The organism is Streptomyces sp. DF42 (genome assembly GCF_058267695.1).
Window position 1 is genome coordinate 2,589,033 of record NZ_CM177859.1, and the last position, 19,799, is coordinate 2,608,831.

Consider the following 19,799-nt stretch of genomic DNA (forward strand, 5'->3'; position numbering starts at 1 on the left):
CATGACCCCTCTTCCATGAACAGGAGACCGAAGGTGCCGGTCCTTCCTGGAGCCGAGCCGTACCGCCATGAGGGCGGAGACACAGGCGTCCTCCTCTGCCACGGCTTCACCGGTTCCCCCCAGTCGCTGCGCCCCTGGGCGGAGCATCTCGCCGAGCGCGGCCTGACGGTCTCGCTGCCGCTGCTGCCCGGGCACGGCACGCGCTGGGAGGACATGCAGCTCACCGGCTGGCAGGACTGGTACGCGGAGGTGGACCGCGAGCTGCGGTCCCTGCGCGAGCGCTGCGGCGCGGTGTTCGTGGCCGGCCTGTCGATGGGGGGCACCCTGGCCCTGCGCCTGGCGGCCAAGCACGGCGAGGGGGTCGCCGGGGTGGTGGTCGTCAACCCGGCGAACCGCATGCACGGCTTCTCCCCGTACGCCCTTCCGGTGGCCCGCCATCTCGTGCGGACGACGAAGGGGATCGCCAGCGACATCGCCAGGGAGGGCGGCGTCGCGCTGGGGTACGACCGGGTGCCGCTGCACGCGGCCCATTCGCTGCGGAACTTCTTCCGGCTGGTCGACCGCGAGCTGCCGCAGGTCACACAGCCGCTGCTGGTCCTGCGCAGCCCGCAGGACCATGTCGTGCCGCCGGCCGACTCGGCGCGGATCCTCGGCCGGGTGTCGTCACGGGACGTGACGGAGGTCCTGCTGGAACAGAGCTACCACGTCGCGACGTTGGACCACGACGCGGACCGGATTTTCGAGGAGAGCCTCGCGTTCATCGGCCGGCTCGCACCCAGTGTCGGCAAGGAAGGGACGGCCGCAGGTGGCTGAGCACGACTCGGACCGCGAGGATCTCGAGCCGGAGGAGCAGGGCGTTCCCTTCGACGAGGATGCCGCGTGGGCCGCGATCGTCGCCGGGTACGGCGACGAGCCGAAGGACCCGCCGGGCGCCAAGCCCTTCAAGTCGGTCGAGGACCTCGCGCTGCTTGAGCCGGAGAGCAACGACTCCGCGGACGACGCGCCGAAGCAGGACAAGCCCGTCGGCCCCCTGGGCGGATCGGTCTCCTTCGCGCCCGGCGTCGGCCCGCGCGACTACGCGACCGCGGCGCCGTCCGATGACGACTTCGACGAGGACGACGAGGGCCACTTCGTACCGCCGGAGCCGCCGCCGCTGCCCGCGGCCGACGCGACCGCGAAGTTCGCCTGGCTGGGAGTGATCGGCGGTCCGATCCTGCTCCTGTTGGCGGTGCTGCTCGGCTGGGACATGACCTGGTGGCTCGCCACGCTCGGCATCGGCGGCTTCCTGGGCGGTTTCGCCGCACTGGTGATGCGGATGCGGACGGATGACGAGGACGACGACGATCCGGGGCGCGGCGCGGTCGTCTAGCCGGCCGGGATTCGGAGGGCGGCCAGGACCGGGAGGTGGTCCGTGGCCGCCCTCAGGTCCGTCTCCGTCACTCCGGGGTGGCCGAGGGGGACGCCGCAGCCGAGCACCTCGATGCCCTTGCTGGCGAAGATCGCGTCGATGCGCTGGAAGGGCGTGACCGGCGTGAAGGTGAAATCGCCGCCCCAGGGGGCGGTGACCCGGCAGTCCTGAAGGCCGTCGGCGAGACGGCGGAAGGTGCGGCCGGTGGGGCGGTCGTTGAGGTCGCCGCCCGCGATCGCGTGATCGACGCCCAGGCCGGCGAGGCGGTCCAGGAGCATGCCGCCCTGCTCGTACCGCTCGTCCTTCTCCAGGGAGAGGTGGCAGCTGAGGACGCCGAGGCGGGTGGCGCCGAAGCGGAGCACCGCGGTGGCGAAACCGCGGCGGAACTGGCCGGGGGTGAGCGGCAGGAGGACGTCCTCGGTGCGTTCGACGGTCGCGCGGAGGGTGCAGAGGATGGCCGGGCCGGCGGCTGTGGCGCCTCCGGTGAGGATCACCTGACCGGAGGCGGCCGCCAGCCGTGCGAGCTTCTTGCGCCAACGGAAGAAGAGCGGCGCTTCCTGGAGGAGGACCAGATCGGGGCCGCACGCGGTGATGACGCGGGCCAGGGCGTCCGTGTCGTCGCGCATGGAGCGGATGTTGTAGCTGAGGACCCGGATGACGGCGGAACCGTCCGGTTCGGTGCGGGAGTTGGGCAGCGGCTCCATGTGGATCAATCTACGCCTTGGAGCGCGGGGCGCGAGGTGTATGGGCGACCGCCGGTCCGTCGTGGCTTGTCGCGCCCACGTGGCGGAGCCGCGTGTTCATACAGCCCCGCGCCCCCCTGGAGCACGTGCACTGACCGCACCTGGAGAAGTGCGCGTCACATGATGGGGTCGGGCTCCCGAGCCAGGTCCGCCGCGCCCACCAGGCCCGCCTTGTTGCCCAGCTGGGCCGCGATGACATCCGCGACCGGGCGCCAGTTGCCGCCGACCAGCCAGCGCTTGTAGGACTTGCGGATCGGGTCCAGGACCAGCTCTCCCTCGTCGGAGAGGCCGCCGCCGACGATGAAGGCGGACGGGTCGAAGAGCGAGGCGAGGTCGGCGAGGCCGGCGCCGGCCCAGCGGGCGAGCTCGCGGTAGGAGTCGACGGCGACCGGGTCGCCCTGGCGGGCGGCCATGGAGATGTGCTTGCCCTCGATGCCCTCCGGGCTGCCGTCGCCGAGGCCGAGCAGGATCTCGGCGATCTCGGGGGTGGCGTTGGCGCGCTGTTTGGCGTATCTCACGAGGGCGCGTCCGGAGGCGTACTGCTCCCAGCAGCCCTGTGAGCCGCAGCCGCACAGCAGTCCGTCCGGGACCATGCGGATGTGCCCGAACTCGGCGGCGACGCCGAAGTGGCCGCGGCGCAGCTTGTTGCCGATGATGATGCCGCCGCCCAGGCCGGTGCCGAGCGTGATGCAGATGACGTTGCGGTGGCCCTTGCCCGCGCCGAACTTGTACTCGCCCCAGGCTGCCGCGTTGGCGTCGTTCTCCACGACGACGGGGAGGCCCACGCGGGCCTCGACCGCCTGCTTCAGCGGCTCCTGGCGCCAGTCGATGTTCGGCGCGAAGTACACGGTGGACCGCTGCCGGTTCACGTAGCCGGCCGCGCCGATGCCCACGCCGACGATCTCGTGACCGGCGCGCGCGCCCTCCACGGCGGAGGCGATGGCGTCCACGATCGCCTCGGGCGTGCCCGGGGTCGGCACCTGGTGCGTCGAGAGGATGTTGCCGTCCTCGTCGACCACACCGGCCGCGATCTTGGTACCGCCGATGTCGACGCCGATGGTGAGTCCCATGAATCCCTCAGTTTCGGTCGAGCCCCGCTACGGCCAACCGTACCCGAGGCCCTGCCGTCGGGATCCCGGCGTCCGCCTGGAGGACAGACGGGCGGGACTCCGGCGGCAGGGCCTCGGGGGACTCTCAGTCCAGGTCGATGCGTTGCCCGGGGCCGGTGCCCTCGTCGCCGTCCCGGTGCTCGTCCAGGTCCTTGTGCAGGTCCGTGGTGCGGGTCGTCCAGCGCTGTTCCTGGGCCTGGACCGCGGAGCGGTAGGCGGCCAGCAGTTCGTTGCCCGCGGCGGCGAGGTGGTCGAAGACGTCCGGGTTGCGTTCGATGACGGGCTCGACCGCGGCCTTCGCCTGCTGGACGACCTGTTTCACCACCTGCTGGGCGGCGGGTCCGGCGACCGCGCCGAGCAGCGGGGACTGGATCGTCGACAGCTTGTCCGTGACGGCGTCGACGAGTCGGCGCAGTTCCTCGGCGGCCGAGCTCTGGGGCGGGCCGTACTCCGCGCGGCGGCGGGCCTTCTCCGCCGCGAGGTCCTCGGCGCACGCCGTCGACCAGGCGTCGGCGTCGGTCGCCCGCGCCTCGTCGATCGCCTCGTGCTCTCCCCCACTCTCGGCTTCGCTCGAGCGGGGTGACCCCGACGCGTCGGACGGAGGGAGCTCTTCGCTCATGACGACCTCCTGACTACGGTTCGTCTCTACGACGTTACCCGAACGGGCGCACGTGGTTCACCGGGTCTCCGGCCACAGCTGCGGGTCGGGCGCGAACCGGATGCGCAGCTCGCCCTCGCGCAGCGCCGCCCCGTCGACCGTACAACGGCGCAGGGCGGAGGGAAGCGGGAGGATACGGCGGAACTGGCCTGCCGCGACGACGAGTTCGTCGCCGCGCCGGATGAGGTCCAGGTCCTCGCGTATGGCGCCGGGCAGGGGCAGCCGCCAGACGAGCACGCCGTCGTCGGCTAGCCGGTCGACGACGGGCCACTCGACGGTGGAGGTCGTGTCGTTGACCGCGGGTGCGTGGAGCGCGGCGAGGTCGTCGGTGCCGCGGGGGTCGTGGCCGAGATGGGCGATGGTCCGGACGTCGTACGCCTCCCGCCACGCGTCGAGGACCTTGCGCTGCTGGGCGACGGGTCCGGCCGGCCAGCCGTCCGCGGCCCGCTCCGGCAGCACCCGGTTGGCGATCAGGACGTCGGGGCGCAGCCCGCGCAGGGCGAGGCCGAGGGTGACGTCGCGGACTGTGTCGGCGCCGGCCGGGCCGGGGTCGGCGACCAGCCGTACGACGGTGCCGCGGTCGGCGAGTACGGCCTCGACGGCGGCCAGCTCCATGTCCCAGCGGGCGGCGGTCTCGTACAGCCACTCCGAGGGCATGGGGACACCGGCCAGCCGCCCCAGGAGGGGGCGCAGCGCACGGGCCGCCTGCCGCTCGGGCGGGAGCAGTCGGCGCAGATAGCGGCGCAGTTCCTCGGGGAGGGCGAGCAGGGCCAGGGCCTGCGGGGCGGGCGGGAGATCGACGACCAGCAGGTCGTGCGCCTCGGCGAGGGCGGCGTCACGCAGGGCGCGCAGCAGCGTGAGCTCCTCGGCACCGGGGAGGGGGGTGACCTCCTCGGCGTCCAGGCGGGAGGCGCCCAGGAGGTCCAGGACATTGGCCGCGCGTTCCTGGAACGCCGAGAGGTCGTCCCGGAAACCGGCGGCGGCGTCGGGCCGCCAGGCGGTGAGATGCGGAGCGATCCGGGTCGGCGTCGAGCCCGTCGCCGCGCCGAGGGCCGCGCCGAGGATGTCGGTGCGGTCGGCGCTGAGGACCAGGGTGCGGGTCCCTTCGCGGGCTGCCGCGAGCGCGGTGGCGGCCGCGAGGGTGGTACGTCCGCTGCCGCCGGGGCCGGTGATCAGGATGGTGCGCATGGGCCTGAACGGTACCTGTGCCTGATCGGCTGCCGGACCGCCCCCGGAGGCTGCTCGGCCGCCTCTACTTCTCCCCCGACTCCACGCGCTTCTTCAGCCCCGCCAGCGCCCGGTCGATGATGACCTTCTCGGCCTTCCGCTTGATCATGCCCAGCATCGGGATCTTGACGTCGACGGTGAGCCGGTACGTGACCTCGGTCGCGGCCGCTCCGGCCGGCTTCAGGAGGTACGAGCCGTCGAGCGAACGCAGCATCTGGGACTTGACCAGGGTCCAGGAGACCTCGTCCCGGCCGGTCCAGGTGTACGCGAGCACCTGGTCGTCCTTGATCGCTCCCGCGTCCATGACGAGCCGGACCTGCTCGGCACGGCCCTCGGCGTCCGTCGCCAGGACCTCCGCCTCCTTCACCTCGCCGGTCCAGTCCGGGTAGCGGGCAAAGTCGGCGATCACCGCCATGACGTCGGCCGGGGCCGCCTCGATCGTGATGCTCGAGCTGGTGTGTTCCGCCATCGCCGTGGCTCCTCCAGATGCGGGCCGGTACTCATGCACGTGCGTGCAGCGTGAAGGCTACCGCGCGTCCGACCAGCCGACTTCACCCGCGTACCCGTAGCGCGCGCCGGGGTCAGGAGGTGGTCACCATTCCAGCGCCCACGGCTTTCCGGTCCCGGCGAAGTGACCCACGTTCACGCACTCCGTGGCGCCGATCCGCATCCGCCGGACCAGGGGTTGGTGGACGTGGCCGAACAGCGCGTACCGGGGGCGGGTGCGGCGGATCGCGTCCAGCAGGGCCCGGCTGCCGCGTTCGAAGCGGCGCGCGACGGTGTCGTAGACCAGCTCGGGAACCTCGGGCGGGATGTGGGTGCACAGCACGTCCACCTCGCCGACGGCCTCGATCTTCGCCGCGTACTCCTCGTCGCTGATCTCGTACGGGGTGCGCATGGGGGACTTGAGGCCGCCGCCGACGAAGCCGAAGGTCCGGCCGCCGATCTCCACGCGCTCGCCGTCGAGCACGGTGGTGCCCGGGCCGGCGTATTCCGGCCACAGAGGCGGCATGTCGACATTGCCGTAGGTGGCGTACGTCGGTGTGGGGAAGGCGGCGAACATCTCGGCGTATTGCTCGCGCACCGCCTGCTCGATCACGGCGGCCCGGTCCGGGCCGACACCACTCCACAACCGGGCCCCGAACGCCCGTGCCTCCTCGTAGCGGCGTGCGGTGCGCAGCTCGACGATGCGGTCGGCGTTCTCCGCGCCGAACAGGTCGGGGAAGATCCCGCGCGAATGGTCGGCGTAGTCGAGGAAGAGGACCAGGTCACCCAGGCAGATCAGGGCATCGGCACCCTCGCCGGCCGTGGCCAGGTCACGGGCGTTGCCGTGCACATCACTGACCACATGAACGCGCGTCCTGCGATTACCGGCTGATGTGGATGCCATGGCGATCAAGGGTAAGCGTGTGCGGTGTACGTGAACAGAGCCGACGGACCTTGCGGTTACTGGCCAGTCAGCTAGCGGGTGGACTACCGTACGCAAAGCAACACCAATCCGTGTGACGCAGCGAACATCTCGCCGGACCCCCCTGTCGAAGAAGCCATACCGGCGGGTAACGTCCGGGCAGTCCAGTCGTACTCAGGATTTCAACCACTGAACACCTGAGTGCCTGCCCGAGCCTTGGACCGCACCGTCGCATCACACAAAGTCGTGGCGCCGGCGCCCTATGAGGAGCAGCAGTCTTGCGCGAGTTCAGCCTTCCGGCTTTGTACGAGGTCCCCGCGGACGGCAATCTGACCGACATCGTCCGGAGAAACGCCGCGCAGCATCCTGACGCCGCCGTCATCGCCCGCAAGGTGGGTGGTGTGTGGCAGGACGTGACCTCCACCGCGTTCCTGGCCGAGGTGCACGCGGCGGCCAAGGGGCTGATCGCCTCCGGCGTCCAGCCCGGCGACCGGGTCGCCCTGATGTCCCGCACCCGCTACGAGTGGACGCTGCTCGACTTCGCGATCTGGAGCGCCGGGGCGATCACCGTGCCGGTGTACGAGACCAGCTCCGCGGAGCAGGTGCAGTGGATCCTCTCCGACTCGGGCGCGAGCGCCGTCGTCGTGGAGCTCGACAACCACGCGGCCGCCGTGGAGTCGGTGCGCGACCGGCTGCCCGCGCTCAAGCAGGTCTGGCAGATCGAGGCCGGTGCCGTCGAGGAGCTCGGGCGGCTCGGCAAGGACGTCACCGACGCGATGGTCGAGGACCGCAGCTCGCTGGCGAGGGCGGACGACCCGGCGACGATCATCTACACGTCCGGCACGACCGGCCGCCCCAAGGGCTGTGTGCTCACCCACCGTGCCTTCTTCGCCGAGTGCGGCAACATCGTGGAGCGGCTGCGCCCGCTGTTCCGTACCGGCGACTGCTCGGTCCTGCTCTTCCTGCCCCTCGCGCACGTCTTCGGCCGGATGGTGCAGATCGCGCCGCTGATGGCGCCGATCAAGCTGGGCATGGTGCCCGACATCAAGCAGCTCACCGACGAGCTGGCGTCCTTCCGCCCGACGCTGATCCTCGGCGTCCCGCGGGTCTTCGAGAAGGTCTACAACTCCGCGCGCGCCAAGGCGCAGGCGGACGGCAAGGGCAAGATCTTCGACAAGGCGGCGGACACCGCGATCGAGTACAGCAAGGCGCTGGACACCCCGTCGGGACCCTCGCTCGGCCTGAAGATCAAGTACAAGACCTTCGACAAGCTCGTCTACAGCAAGCTGCGCGCGGTGCTCGGCGGCCGCGGCGAGTACGCCATCTCCGGCGGCGCGCCGCTGGGTGAGCGCCTCGGTCACTTCTTCCGCGGCATCGGCTTCACGGTCCTGGAGGGCTACGGCCTGACCGAGTCCTGCGCGGCCACCGCCTTCAACCCCTGGGACCGGACCAAGATCGGCACGGTCGGGCAGCCGCTGCCGGGCTCGGTGGTCCGGATCGCGGACGACGGCGAGGTCCTGCTGCACGGCGAGCACCTGTTCAAGGGGTACTGGAACAACGAGCAGGCGACCGCGGAGGCGCTGGCCGACGGCTGGTTCCACACCGGTGACATCGGCACCCTCGACGAGGACGGGTACCTCAGGATCACCGGCCGCAAGAAGGAGATCATCGTCACCGCGGGCGGCAAGAACGTCGCCCCGGCCGTGATCGAGGACCGCATCCGGGCGCACGCCCTGGTCGCGGAGTGCATGGTGGTGGGCGACGGGCGGCCGTTCGTGGGCGCGCTGATCACCATCGACGACGAGTTCCTGGGCCGCTGGGCCGAGGAGCACGGCAAGCCGGCGGGCTCCACCGCGGCGTCGCTGCGCCAGGACCCGGACCTGCTGGCCGCGATCCAGTCGGCGGTCGACGACGGCAACGCCGCGGTGTCGAAGGCGGAATCGGTGCGGAAGTTCCGCATTCTGTCCTCCCAGTTCTCCGAGGAGTCCGGTCACCTCACGCCGTCGCTCAAGCTCAAGCGCAATGTGGTGGCGAAGGACTACGCGGACGAGATCGAGGCGATCTACCAGAAGTAGTACGCCGAGCAGTACGCCCCGGTCGTACGGCTCATGGCGCGGTGTCCTCCACGAGGACCCGCGCCATCGTGCGTTCCGCGAGCGCGGTGATCGTCACGAACGGGTTCACGCCGATCGAGCCGGGCACCAGCGAACCGTCCGTGACATACAGCTTCGGATAGCCCTTCACCCGGCCGTAGTCGTCGGTCGCCTTCCCCAGCACGCAGCCGCCCAGCGGGTGGTAGCAGAAGTCGTCGGCGAAGACCTTGCCGGACGAGCCGAACAGGTCGTAGCGGTAGATCGTGGCGTTGGCCGAGTTGATCCGGTCGAACAGCTTCTTGGCCATGGCCACCGAGACGGCGCTCTGCGCGGCACTCCAGCCGAGCTTGACCCCGTCGCTCGCGGCGTCGTATGTGAACGCCGCCCGCTCCCGGTTCCTGGTGATCGCCAGATAGAGGCTGACCCAGGTCTCGAACCCGATGGGCAGCGGGGCGATCTCGGCGAAGACCGGGTTTTCGGCGTTGGCCCAGTCGTCGATGCCCATCACCGGCATGGTCGACTGGTTGGCGCCGGTGGTGTCCCAGATGTGGTTGGCGCGGCCCAGCATGGTGTTGCCGTTGGTGCCCCAGCCGGCGCCGACGCTGGAGTCGAGCGCGGGCAGGGCGCCGGTGTCCCGGGCCCGGACGAGGAGTTCGGTGGTGCCGACGCTGCCGCCGCCGAGGAAGAGGTACGTGCAGTTGTACTGCCTGGTCCCGACGACCGCGCCGGTGTCGTCGATCCGGTCGGCGGTCAGGATCCAACTCCCGTCGCCCGCCCGGCTGATGGCCTTCACCCGCTCCAGGGTGTTGATGGTGACGTTTCCGGTACCGAGCGCCGACGCCAGGTACGTCCTGTCCAGGCTCCGCTTGCCGTGGTTGTTGCCGTAGATGACCTCCTGGCCGAGCGCGGACCTGGTCGCCGTACCGGCCGCCTCGCGCTCCATGTAGTCGAAGTCGTAGACGTTCGGCACGAAGGTGGTCTTCAGGCCGGCGTTGGCCGCGGCCTTCCGTGAGGTCCGGGTGAACCGGTACCACTCCGTCGACTCGAACCAGGTGGGGTCGACGCTGTTGACCCCCAGCTCGGAACGGGCGCGCGGGAAGTACGTGTTGTACATCTCGCCCGCATCCACGGTGGGGAACTGCTCGCTGAAGTACGGCTGGAGCGGGGTGACCGCCATACCGCCGTTGACCAGGGAGCCTCCGCCGACCCCACGGCCCACGTACACGGACATGTGGTCGAAGTGCACGCGGTCCAGGACTCCGGGGTACGCGCCGATGTCCCTGTTGACGAGGTCCAGCCACAGGAAGGTGGCCAGCGGCGCCTCGGTGCGGGTGCGGAACCACATGGAGCGCTGGTCGGGGGCGGCGGTGGAGCAGAAGACCTTGCCGTCGGTGCCGGGGGTGTTCCACAGCCGGCCCATCTCGAGGACGAGGGTGCGGATGCCGGCCTGGCCGAGGCGGAGGGCGGCGACGGCCCCGCCGTAGCCCGAACCGACCACGATCGCCGGGGCGGATTCGACTGCGTCGGGCTCGGCCGCTTGGGCGCTCTGGAGGCCGATGCGGGTGAAGCCGAGGGTTGCGGCGGTCTGCAGGGCTGCCATGCCCAGGATTTGACGTCTCGTCAGCTGACGCTGCATCAGTTTTGCTGTCATGTGCGCAGCATGTGCGGATTATTCGGTTCCGCCTAGGGGCTCCGCCGGTTTTGGGGCGCCATCCGGGGTGCCAAGTGTTCAATCGTGCGACTGCGGGCAATTCGTGGCTGGTCGCGCAGTTCCCCGCGCCCCTTTGGGGCGCGGTCCTACAGCAGCTTCTTCAGCTTCTCCGCCAGCAGGTCCCACCGCCACTTCTCCTCGACCCACTCCCTGCCCCGCTCCCCCATCCGACGACGCAACTCGGCATCACCCAGGAGTACGGCGATGCGCGCAGCCGTCTCCTCGGGGGAACCTCCGCGCACCACCCAGCCCGTCTCGCCGTCCAGCACGGCGTCGGGGGCGCCGCCCGAGTCGCCCGCCACGACCGGCAGCCCTGTCGCCGACGCCTCCAGGTACACGATCCCCAGGCCCTCGACGTCGAGCCCGCCCCGCCGCGTCCGGCACGGCATGGCGAAGACGTCTCCGGCGCCGTAGTGGGCGGGCAGCTCGGACCAGGGCACCGCGCCCGTGAAGCGCACGGAACCGGCGACCCCGGTGTCCTGGGCCAGCTTGCGCAGGTCCTTCTCGTAGGGGCCGCCGCCGACGATCAGCAGCACCGCGTCCGGCTCGGCGGCCAGGACGCGGGGCATGGCGAGGATGAGGGTGTCCTGCCCCTTGCGCGGCACCAGCCGGGACACGCACACGACCACCGGCCGGTCCGTCAGCCCCAGCCGTGCCCGGACCGCGTCGCCGCCCGAGGCCGGATGGAAGGTCTTCTCGTCGACCCCCGGCGGCAGCTGCGCCATCCGGCCGGCCGCGTCCGGTGTCAGAGCGGAGGCGATCCGCGAGCGCGTGTACTCGCCGAGGTAGGTCATCGTGTCCGTCGACTCCCCGATCCGGCGCAGCAGCTGCCGCGCTGCGGGCAGCTGTGCCCATCCCGCCTCGTGGCCGTGGGTCGTGGCCACCAGCCGCTCGGCGCCCGCCTTCCTGAGCGCCGGCGCCATCAGCCCGAGCGGCGCCGCCGCCCCGAACCACACCGACGTGCACCCGTGCTCACGCAGCAGGCCCACGGCCCGTCGGGTCGCGCCCGGGGTGGGCAGCAGCATCGTCGTACGGTCGCGTACGACGGTGAAGGGCTGCTCGGCGTCGAAGGCGGCCGTCGCCTCGACGCCCTCCCGGCCGCGCTTCCAGGTGGAGGCGTGGACGACGAGGCGCTCGGGGTCCAGGCGCAGCGCCATGTTGTGCAGGAACGCCTGGATGCCGCCCGGACGGGGCGGGAAGTCGTTCGTCACAATGAGGGTCTTGTGCATCGCCGCCGACCCTACCCAACGGGCGCGCACAGCCCGGCACGGCCACGTTTATGGCACGCACACACCCAGGCAGGACATCATGTTCCCCTCAAGGCGGGACGCGGACGGACAGGGGCTCCGGTGGACATTGCGGGTACGGGGCGGTCCCTGGCGGGGCTGCTGGGGGTCTGGGGCCTGACCAGGCTGGTCCTGCTGCTGTTCGTGTTCAAGGTGTTCGTCTTCCCGGGCCCGGACGTGACGACCGACGTGTCGGTGATCTACCAGGGGTGGTACGAGACGCTGCGGCACGGCACCTTCCCACTGGACGACGTCACCTGGCAGTACCCGCCCGCGGCCGCCCTGGCGATCCTCTCGCCCGCGCTGCTGGGCTTCCTGGCGTACACGAAGGCCTTCTTCGTCCTCGCCTTCCTCGCGGACCTGGTCGTCCTGTCACTGCTCGTGTACGCGGGCCTGCGTCCCGGCAGGACGCTGCGTGGAGCCTGGGTGTGGGTGGTGGGCGCACCGCTGATCGGACCGACCGTGTACGCACGCTACGACGTGATGGTCACGGCCGTGACCGTGGCGGGGCTCCTGGCGGGCGCCCGGCATCCCCGTGTGATGGGCGTCCTCGTCGGCTTCGGGGCGATGCTGAAGGTGTGGCCGGCGCTGCTGCTGCTCGGCGCCCGCAAGCGCGGTGCGTGGGCCTGGGCGGCGGCGACCGTGGCCGCGCTGGCGGTGGCCTTCGCGGTGAGCATGCCAGGCGCCTTCGCCTTCCTGACCTTCCAGCGCAACCGCGGTACCGAGGTGGAGTCGCTGGGCTCCCTGGTCATCCACGTCGCCCGGCAGTTCGGCTGGAACGGCCAGGTGCTGCTGAACTACGGCTCGATCGAGTTCCTCGGCCCCTGGGTGACCGTCATCAGCTCGGCTGCCCTGTTCCTCACCGGCGTGGCCTTCGGCTGGCTGCTGCTGTGGCGGCTGATGGCGACGCGGTTCCTGCCGAACACGCTCGCCGACGCGGCCTTCACGGCGGTGCTGATGTTCACGGTCACCAGCCGGGTGATCAGCCCGCAGTACATGGTGTGGCTCGTCGGCACGGCGGCCGTCTGCCTGTGCTTCCGCGGCAGCCGGATGGGGCTGCCCGTGGGCCTGGTCCTCACGGCCGCCTTCGTGACGGTGCTGGAGTTCCCCGTCTGGTTCCAGCACGTGGTCATGAGCGACACCCTCGGCGTCACCCTCCTGCTCGTCCGCAACGGCCTGCTGCTCGTCGCCGCCCTGCTCGCCGCCGTGGAGCTGTGGCAGTCGACGGTCTCCCGCGAGCCGGTACCGTCCCTGCCGGCGCAGGCGACCCGCACGAGGGAGACGTCGGCCTCGTCCTGACGCCGGAGCGCCGGAACAGCACGGCCACCACCGCGCACTGCACGGCCATCGAGACCGCCGGCGCCAGACACACCCCGGGCAGCCCGAGCCCCGTTTCCACGGCAGCTGCCGGACCGCCGCGAGCAGGCCGAAGTGCTGCGTCGCCGGCTGGAGTTCCTGGAGACGCCGACGAGCTTCTTCTACGACAGCGGAGGGCCCGTGCGCGCGGAGGAGACGGACGACCTGTTCCGGCAGGGCATGCTGCGGGTCGCGCGGGCCACCGGCGAGGCCCCGCGCGGACATGGCTGAGGGAGGCCATCTCGCTGCTGGATCAGCCGAGTTGAGCCTGGAGGTAGTCCCGCCACTGTGCCGTGAACGTCTCCGGTGTCGTGCCGAGCACCCTCTTCAGCGCGTTCTCGACGGAACCCGACCGCTGCTGGTGGTCGCCCACGGCGCGGTAGAACCGGCCGAGCCGCTCCTGGCCCCACTGCCCGGCGATCATCCGACAGGCCATCCAGCCGGCCTCGTAGGACTGCGCCAGCTTCGTGGCGTCGCCGCTGAAGCCGAAGTCCCTGTCGGTGGGCAGGTTGTCCGGCACACGCCCCTCGTTGACCGCGCGCGCCAGCTCCGGCGCCGCCTCGGAGGGGCTGCGGGTGGTGGCGAGGTAGCCGATCCAGTCGGCGTAACCCTCGGACAGCCACAGCGGGGTGGCGGCGGTGGTGTGGGCGCGGGTGGCGACATGGGTGGTCTCGTGGGTGAGCACGACCTGCTTGCCCACGGGCCCGAGCAGGGAGTACGCGTCAGGGTTGACGATGATGCGGTCCGCGGGCGCGTTCGGTGGACCGCCCACCTCGCCCGTGGTGACCGCCGCGATTCCCCGGTACTGGGACGCGGGCGAGCCGAGCAGCCCCGCCATGCCGTCCACCGACCCCGGTACGAGCACCACGACCTGCCCGGTCCACTCCAGGCCCCACGCCGCGGACACGGCCGGCACCGCCTTGTCCGCGAGGTCCGCATAGGTGTGCAGCGCCTCGCTGGACTGTCCGGTGCCGAGGACGAGGCTGTGCCTGCCCCGCACGACGGTCACCCCGCCCTGGTCCCACAGCTGCTGGGCGGCCTTCTTCGCGGGCTTGTCGGCGTCGACGTACCACTGCCCGTCCGTCTCCCGGGAGAGGGTCAGGGTGCGGCCCACGGTGACAGGCGCCTTGTCGTATCCCTCGATGCGGTAGCGCAGTTCGGCGGCGGCCGTGGCCTCGTCGCCGGTACAGTGCAGGGCCGTGACGCGGTACGACCAGGCCGAGAGGGGCACCCCGCGGAGGTTCTCGAACCAGCCGAGCTCACCCGTCGTCAGGAAGGCGCCCCGGTCGCGGTCGAGGACGGCGGTGGACCGCCGGTCCAGGACGCGCTGCAGATCTGCCTTGGCGGTGTCGCCCACGGGTCTGCCGCCGCACGCCACCAGAGAGACGAGCAGCAGCACCAGCACCACCAGCGCGGACCTCGACGCCCGCCTACGACCAGCCACCTTTCCGATCGTAAGGCCGACAGGGCGGTTGGTCAGACCCTCGTGACCGAGGACACCGGCAACATGTTCACCGGGTCGTAGCGCACGGGCGCGCCGGGATAGGGCGCGTGGATCACCTGGCCGTTGCCCATGTACATCGCGACATGGCTGGCGTCGGACCGGTAGGTGACCAGGTCTCCGGGGCGCGCCTCGGAGAGCGGGATCTGCCGGCCGGCGTACCGCTGCTCCTGCGAGGTGCGCGGCAACTGGACGCCGGCGCGCGCGTACGACCACTGCATCAGGCCCGAACAGTCGAAGCCGGAGGGGCCGGTGGCGCCCCAGATGTACGGCGTCCCGAGCGCGGAGCGGGCGGCGGCGATCGCAGCGGCCGCGCGGGCCGAGGCCGGGAGGGCGCTGCCGAGGCCGGGGATGTCGCCGCGGTCGCCGCGGGAGGCCCGGTCGTAGGCGGCGCGTTCCCCGTACGGAAGGGAGTTGAGCAGCCGGCGCGCCTTGGCGAGTTTCTTCTCGACGGTCTTCTTGTGGGCGGCGACCGCCTTGCGGTTCCTGGTCAGCTCGGCGAGCTTGCCGACCACCTCGACGCGCTCCTGGGCGAGTTCGCGCATCGCGGACTGCAGGTCCTTGAGTTCGCCGGCCTGGTGGGTGGTGATGCGGTCGAGGACGGAGGCCTTGTCGAGGTAGTCGGCCGGGTCATGGGAGAACAGCAGGGCGAGGGTCGGGTCGATGCCGCCGTAGCGGTACTGGGCGCCGGCCAGCGAACCGAGCGACTCCCGCATGGTGTTGATGCGCTGCTGCTGCCGGGCGATGCGGTCCTGCGCGTCGCTCACCTGCCTGCGCAGCGTGTCGGCGGTCTCGTCGGCCTTGTTGTACGCCTCGGTCGCCTTCTCGGCGTCCTCGTAGAGGCGGTCCACCTCGGCCCTGGTGGTGTCGTGCGGAGCGGCGGTCGCCGGCACGGCGCCGAGGGCGGAGGCCGCGGCGGACAGCGCACACAGGGCGGCCCCGGCCCCCCGGTTGAACCCGGACGTCGGTGCAGGACGGCGATGAGACCCCACGGGAAGCCGCGCTCCCTCCGTTGGCGACAAGGACTGCCTCCCCGCCTCAGCAGGGAAACGCGGCAGACAGTAGCCCCGCGGCGGGCCGACGGCCAAAGACCTCCATGGCCACACAACGTGACGCCCCGCCTCTGACGCAGGTCATCGGCGGGGCGTGGGGTCAGTGTGGGGTCACGCAATTCGCCCGTTCGGGCGGCACGGTCAGATCCGGACGCCGAACTGGAACGGCATGTTGCCGATCGACTCGTAGCGCACGACGGTGCCGGTGCGCGGGGCGTGGATCACCTGGCCGTTGCCGGCGTAGAGACCGACGTGGTGCTGGTCGCCGTAGAAGATGACGAGGTCGCCGACCTTGAGCTGGCTCTCGCTGTAGATCCGCGTGCCCGCGTTGGCCTGGGCCTGCGAGGTGCGCGGGATGGAGACACCGGCCTGGGCGTAGGCCCAGGAGGTGAGGCCCGAGCAGTCGTAGGAGGCGGTGCCGGTGGCGCCGTAGACGTACGGCTTGCCGAGCTGGCTCTGGGCGGCCGAGAAGGCGGCGGCCGCGCGGCCGGAGGCGGAGGTCGAGTTGCCGAGGTCCACACGCTCGGCGGAGGAGCGGCTGGCGCGGCTGTCCGCGGCGGCGAGCGCCGCCCGCTCCGAGGCCGTCAGGGTGTTGAGCAGCTTCTGCGCCTCGGCGAGCTTGCCCTGGACCTGCTTCTTCTTCTTGGCGAGCTCGGTGCGGGTGGAGGCGAGGTCCTTGAGCTTGTCCGAGGCCTCGGAGCGCTCCTGCGCGAGCTCGCGCTGCTTCTCCTGGATCTTCTTCAGCGCCTCGACCTGCTGGGCGCTGAGCTGGTCGGCGGTGGAGGCCTTGTCCAGGTAGTCGTCCGGGTTCGACGACAGGAAGAGCTGGAGGGAGGAGTCGATGCTGCCCGTGCGGTACTGGGCGGCTGCTGCCAGCCCTATCGAGTCGCGCAGCTCGTTGAGGTCGTCCTGGCCGCGGGCCACGTTGTCCTGGATGGTGGAGATCTCCTTCTGGAGCTTCTCCTGCTTCTCCTTGGCGCCGTTGAGCTTCTCGGTGGCCTGCTCGGCCTGCTCGTAGAGAGCGTCGACCTTCGCCTTGACCTCGTCCTTGGAGGGCTTCTCGCTCGGCGCGGCGTTGGCGGCCTGGGCGCTGAAAGCAACGGCGGCAGCAGCTGCGGTGGTGAGCACGGTCACGCGAGTGCGGCTCGGCTGCTTGGGTCGACGGTGGGACGCCACGGACGCGGGCTCCTTCTTGAGAGTGATCACCCGTTCGGAGGTTCGGCCCGACCCTAGTGACCATCCTGTGATCAGATCAAATCCTCACACAAAAAAATCCCGTCACGCAATGCATTCTTTGCACACAACGCACATGCAGTGATGCGCGGTTGACGCTACGTTGCGTGACGATCCCGCCAATTCGGTCATTAAACCTAGAAGTTCGACCTTCGGGACATGCGCTCAGGTCAGCCGCTTCAGGAGCATCGCCGAGGCGACCGGACGCGCCCCCGCACGAGCCACTCCGTCGGCCACCTCGCGGTCGGTGGAGGCCACGATGACGGGCCGCCCGGGCGGCTCGGCGCGCACCAGCTGGCGGATCAACTCGTCGGCGGTCACGCCGGGCTTGGAGAACAGCACCCGGACCCCGCGCGGCGGCGCGAGCAGCACGGGAGCGGCCAGCTCGGCCCCGTCGAAGACGCAGGTGACCTCGGCGCCGGTCTGCGCGGCGAGCTGCGAGAGCTGCCCCAGAAGCCTCAACCGCTGCTTCTCCAGGGGCATTTGGGGATAGCCGGTCTTGGTGACGTTGTAGCCGTCGACGACCAGGTGCGCCTGCGGCAGCGCGAGCAGCTGGTCCAGGATCGCGGGGTCGTTCTCGGACAGTGCCCGCGCGGCGATGTCCTTCGGCGTCATTCGTCCCGGTTCGACCGCATCGACGGTTTCGGCGGGCCGTACGGACACGGGTGGCAACGCCAGCTCCCGGCGCAGCCCCTGGGCCGCGTCCAGCACGGTGTCCAGAAGCAGTCGTACGCGCATGTCCTCGACGCTGCGCCCCTCGCGCACTGCCTTGCGCGTGGCTTCCAGGGCCGCCTCCGCCTCCCCGAGCCGTGACTTCAGGCGCCGGGTCTCGCTCTCGGCGGCGGACAGCTGTGCCTGCCCCTCGGCGCGTGCGGCCTCCATCTCGCCCTGTGTCTTGCGCAGGGCGGCCTCGCGCCGCTTGACGTCGCTGTGGGCGGCACGCAGCTTCCGGTGCAGCGAGTCGGCCTCCTTCTTGGTGGCCTCCAGCTCGGCCCGCAGCCGCTCGGTGTCGGCCCGGGTCTGCTCCCGGGCGCGGTCGAGCTCCTCGCGCAGCCGCTCCAGCTCGGCCCGGCTCTCCTCGTCGGCGCGCTCGGCATCGGCCCGCTGGGCCTCCTCGCCGGCCGCGGTGACGAGCTTGACCCAACCGGTGGGCCGCAGAACATAGGCCGCGGCCGCCACATCGAGCGGATCCGCGGCCGGGGGCGGCGAGCCGGAGTCGAGAGCGCCTGTGAGTTCCGGCTGGACCTCTCTCAGCTTCTCCCCGATGCGCTGCCGGAACAGCGGATCGGTCTCCAGTGCGGCCGCCATCGCGTTGCCCGCGAACTTGGCCCGCCGGTTCGGCGCGAAGCGGGCGTACTGCCTGAGCTGTGCGGGCAGTTCGCCGACGGTGAGCCCGCCGAACCCGTCCGAGACGATCTGGACGACCCTGCGGCGCACCCCGTCGGGCAGCGGACGGTCAAGCACCTCGGCGGTGCCGTCGCCCGGCCCCCCGCCTGTGGTCTCCGCCATCCGTCACACCCCAATACCTGTGGGGCCGCTCCGCTCAGGAGTCGGCGCCCGGCCTGTCCACGAGTTCCACCTGGTCCACCGCGTTGCACCACCGGCAGCGCACCGACTCGATGGTCTCACTGACCACCTCGCGCTCCTCGACCTTCGGGTCGCCCGCCAGATCGAGGTGGACGTACTCGACGACCTTGGACGAGCGGGTCACGTCGAAGCGCGTGAGGTTGCCGCAGAGGGTGCAGCGCCACCGCGTGGAGGCGGTCGGCAGGGGAACCGTCATCGTGCCTGTGCTCTTTCCTTCTGGGCTTCCATTGTCAGTGACGCCCCAGATTCCCTGGGCGTATGGCTCGTAACCCTACGGCCTGGCGAGGACTCGCCGCCCGCCCGTCCAGGGCGGCGAGGCGGTCTGTGCTGCTGCGTCCCGTTACGTCATGCTCTGTGTCCATGATCAGCAACTGGAGCCCGACCGTCAGCAGAGTGATCCGGCGCCCTGCGGCGCCCGTGACATACGCGCTGATCACCCTGTGCTTCCTGGCCTTCGTGACCGGTCCGGCCGCGGGCCTGAATCCGGCCTACGGCTCCGGGGACGCGCTGGTCGCCGCCCAGCGCGCCTACTTCCACCGCTGGGGCGTGGTCCCGGCCGAGCTGTTCCAGGGCTCCCCGAGGGCCGCCCTGACCCCCGCCACGGCCCTGTTCGTCCACGGCAGCTGGGTGCACCTGCTGGGCAACATGCTGTTCCTCTACGTCTTCGGCGTGATGACGGAGCAACGCGTGGGCCCACTGCGGTTCACCGTGTTCTACGTCTGCTGCGGCTACCTCGCCCTGCTGGGGTACGCGGCGGCCAACGCCACGTCCGAGCAGTCCCTGGTCGGCGCGTCCGGGGCGATCTCGGCGGTCCTGGGCGCGTTTCTGTACCTGTTCCCCGGGGCCCGGGTCACAAGCCTGCTCCCGTTCCTCTTCTTCCTCCCCGTGCGCTTGCCCGCCTGGGTCGTGCTGCCCTTCTGGGCGGCCCTGCAGTGGCTGGCGGCCGGGCGGGCGCCCGCGGGCCCGGGGGTGGCCTATCTGGCCCACCTGGTGGGCTTCGGCCTGGGCTTCGTCCTGGCCTGGGTCCGCTTCGGACGCAGCGAGGGCCCGAGGGGCGGCCTCGGAAGGGCGGTGATGGGAGACGGCCGGGCGACTACAGTGAAGTCCGCCCCAGCTCCGGCCCCCGAGGGAGAGAACCAGCCGTGATCACCGCGATCGTCCTGATCAAGACCAGCGTGGACCGGATCCCCGAGATCGCGGAGTCGATCGCGGCGCTGGAATCGGTGAGCGAGGTCTTCTCGGTCACCGGTACCTACGACCTGATCGCGATGGTCCGGGTCAAGCAGCACGAGGACCTGGCCGAGGTCATCCCGGGCCGCATCAGCAAAATCCCCGGCGTGGAGGGAACGGACACGCACGTGGCGTTCAGGACCTACTCGCAGCACGACCTGGAGGCGGCGTTCGCGATCGGCCTGGACTCCTGACCG

At 71.1% G+C, this 19,799-nt stretch carries 19 protein-coding genes and 1 pseudogene; 7 read left to right on the plus strand and 13 right to left on the minus strand.

Features of this window, described 5'->3' with window-relative positions:
* The first annotated feature begins 33 nt into the window (after nucleotides 1-33).
* Both ACYUED_RS11855 and ACYUED_RS11860 read left to right on the plus strand, forming a co-directional pair.
* On the plus strand, nucleotides 34-813 hold the full coding sequence (locus tag ACYUED_RS11855; RefSeq protein ID WP_491292241.1) for an alpha/beta hydrolase: 780 nt from the start codon (nucleotides 34-36) through the stop codon (nucleotides 811-813).
* The gene (locus ACYUED_RS11860; RefSeq protein WP_491292242.1) at nucleotides 806-1,369 is read left to right on the plus strand and encodes a hypothetical protein; all 564 of its coding nucleotides are present in this window, start codon (nucleotides 806-808) and stop codon (nucleotides 1,367-1,369) included. Before ACYUED_RS11855 ends, ACYUED_RS11860 begins: the two co-directional genes overlap by 8 nt.
* On the opposite strand, the gene ACYUED_RS11865 is transcribed toward ACYUED_RS11860, so the two are convergent.
* The 6 genes from ACYUED_RS11865 to ACYUED_RS11890 all read right to left on the minus strand — a co-directional run bounded on the left by ACYUED_RS11865 (nucleotide 1,366) and on the right by ACYUED_RS11890 (nucleotide 6,493).
* Complete coding sequence (locus tag ACYUED_RS11865; protein ID WP_491292243.1) at nucleotides 1,366-2,112, minus strand: endonuclease/exonuclease/phosphatase family protein; 747 nt, start codon at nucleotides 2,110-2,112, stop codon at nucleotides 1,366-1,368. The two genes, ACYUED_RS11860 and ACYUED_RS11865, sit on opposite strands and share 4 nt — an antisense overlap.
* A 155-nt stretch (nucleotides 2,113-2,267) precedes the next feature.
* A complete protein-coding gene (locus tag ACYUED_RS11870; protein WP_491292244.1) occupies nucleotides 2,268-3,221 on the minus strand; it encodes an ROK family glucokinase in 954 nt (317 codons plus the stop codon).
* Between the two features lie 124 nt (nucleotides 3,222-3,345).
* Nucleotides 3,346-3,879 carry a DUF5304 domain-containing protein gene (locus ACYUED_RS11875; protein WP_491292245.1) on the minus strand — a complete coding sequence of 178 codons (534 nt, stop codon included), beginning with the start codon at nucleotides 3,877-3,879 and terminating at the stop codon, nucleotides 3,346-3,348.
* A 57-nt stretch (nucleotides 3,880-3,936) separates the two neighbouring features.
* A complete protein-coding gene (locus ACYUED_RS11880) occupies nucleotides 3,937-5,106 on the minus strand; it encodes an ArsA family ATPase (protein WP_491292246.1) in 1,170 nt (389 codons plus the stop codon).
* A 64-nt stretch (nucleotides 5,107-5,170) separates the two neighbouring features.
* On the minus strand, nucleotides 5,171-5,614 hold the full coding sequence (locus tag ACYUED_RS11885) for an SRPBCC family protein (protein ID WP_491292247.1): 444 nt from the start codon (nucleotides 5,612-5,614) through the stop codon (nucleotides 5,171-5,173).
* A gap of 123 nt (nucleotides 5,615-5,737) precedes the next feature.
* Complete coding sequence (locus ACYUED_RS11890) at nucleotides 5,738-6,493, minus strand: metallophosphoesterase family protein (protein WP_491294216.1); 756 nt, start codon at nucleotides 6,491-6,493, stop codon at nucleotides 5,738-5,740.
* A 338-nt stretch (nucleotides 6,494-6,831) separates the two neighbouring features.
* Between ACYUED_RS11890 and ACYUED_RS11895 the strand changes: the two genes are divergently transcribed.
* The gene (locus ACYUED_RS11895) at nucleotides 6,832-8,628 is read left to right on the plus strand and encodes an AMP-dependent synthetase/ligase (RefSeq protein WP_491292248.1); all 1,797 of its coding nucleotides are present in this window, start codon (nucleotides 6,832-6,834) and stop codon (nucleotides 8,626-8,628) included.
* Between the two features lie 31 nt (nucleotides 8,629-8,659).
* On the opposite strand, the gene ACYUED_RS11900 is transcribed toward ACYUED_RS11895, so the two are convergent.
* Nucleotides 8,660-10,282 carry a GMC oxidoreductase gene (locus ACYUED_RS11900; RefSeq protein WP_491294217.1) on the minus strand — a complete coding sequence of 541 codons (1,623 nt, stop codon included), beginning with the start codon at nucleotides 10,280-10,282 and terminating at the stop codon, nucleotides 8,660-8,662.
* Between the two features lie 161 nt (nucleotides 10,283-10,443).
* Nucleotides 10,444-11,586 (minus strand): glycosyltransferase family 4 protein, encoded by a 1,143-nt coding sequence (locus tag ACYUED_RS11905; RefSeq protein WP_491292249.1) that lies wholly within the window; start codon nucleotides 11,584-11,586, stop codon nucleotides 10,444-10,446.
* A gap of 120 nt (nucleotides 11,587-11,706) precedes the next feature.
* On the opposite strand from ACYUED_RS11905, the gene ACYUED_RS11910 reads away from it, so the two are divergent.
* Nucleotides 11,707-12,942: a glycosyltransferase 87 family protein gene (locus tag ACYUED_RS11910; RefSeq protein ID WP_491292250.1), complete on the plus strand. Its 1,236-nt coding sequence runs from the start codon at nucleotides 11,707-11,709 to the stop codon at nucleotides 12,940-12,942.
* A 93-nt stretch (nucleotides 12,943-13,035) separates the two neighbouring features.
* Nucleotides 13,036-13,265 (plus strand): annotated as a pseudogene (locus tag ACYUED_RS11915) (PadR family transcriptional regulator); the annotation flags it as partial.
* On the opposite strand, the gene ACYUED_RS11920 reads toward ACYUED_RS11915, so the two are convergent.
* The 5 genes from ACYUED_RS11920 to ACYUED_RS11940 all read right to left on the minus strand — a co-directional run bounded on the left by ACYUED_RS11920 (nucleotide 13,253) and on the right by ACYUED_RS11940 (nucleotide 18,568).
* On the minus strand, nucleotides 13,253-14,443 hold the full coding sequence (locus ACYUED_RS11920; protein WP_491292251.1) for a hypothetical protein: 1,191 nt from the start codon (nucleotides 14,441-14,443) through the stop codon (nucleotides 13,253-13,255). The pseudogene ACYUED_RS11915 and the gene ACYUED_RS11920 overlap by 13 nt on opposite strands.
* A gap of 32 nt (nucleotides 14,444-14,475) precedes the next feature.
* On the minus strand, nucleotides 14,476-15,492 hold the full coding sequence (locus ACYUED_RS11925) for a C40 family peptidase (RefSeq protein WP_491292252.1): 1,017 nt from the start codon (nucleotides 15,490-15,492) through the stop codon (nucleotides 14,476-14,478).
* A gap of 201 nt (nucleotides 15,493-15,693) precedes the next feature.
* The gene (locus ACYUED_RS11930; protein WP_491292253.1) at nucleotides 15,694-16,728 is read right to left on the minus strand and encodes a C40 family peptidase; all 1,035 of its coding nucleotides are present in this window, start codon (nucleotides 16,726-16,728) and stop codon (nucleotides 15,694-15,696) included.
* A 222-nt stretch (nucleotides 16,729-16,950) separates the two neighbouring features.
* Nucleotides 16,951-18,294 carry an NYN domain-containing protein gene (locus tag ACYUED_RS11935; RefSeq protein ID WP_491292254.1) on the minus strand — a complete coding sequence of 448 codons (1,344 nt, stop codon included), beginning with the start codon at nucleotides 18,292-18,294 and terminating at the stop codon, nucleotides 16,951-16,953.
* A gap of 34 nt (nucleotides 18,295-18,328) precedes the next feature.
* A complete protein-coding gene (locus tag ACYUED_RS11940) occupies nucleotides 18,329-18,568 on the minus strand; it encodes a hypothetical protein (RefSeq protein ID WP_266512872.1) in 240 nt (79 codons plus the stop codon).
* Nucleotides 18,569-18,732: 164 nt separating this feature from the next.
* On the opposite strand from ACYUED_RS11940, the gene ACYUED_RS11945 reads away from it, so the two are divergent.
* Nucleotides 18,733-19,518, plus strand: a complete 786-nt coding sequence (locus ACYUED_RS11945; RefSeq protein ID WP_491292255.1) for a rhomboid family intramembrane serine protease — start codon at nucleotides 18,733-18,735, stop codon at nucleotides 19,516-19,518.
* Nucleotides 19,515-19,796 carry an Lrp/AsnC family transcriptional regulator gene (locus ACYUED_RS11950; protein WP_124442915.1) on the plus strand — a complete coding sequence of 94 codons (282 nt, stop codon included), beginning with the start codon at nucleotides 19,515-19,517 and terminating at the stop codon, nucleotides 19,794-19,796. Before ACYUED_RS11945 ends, ACYUED_RS11950 begins: the two co-directional genes overlap by 4 nt.
* Nucleotides 19,797-19,799: the final 3 nt, after the last annotated feature.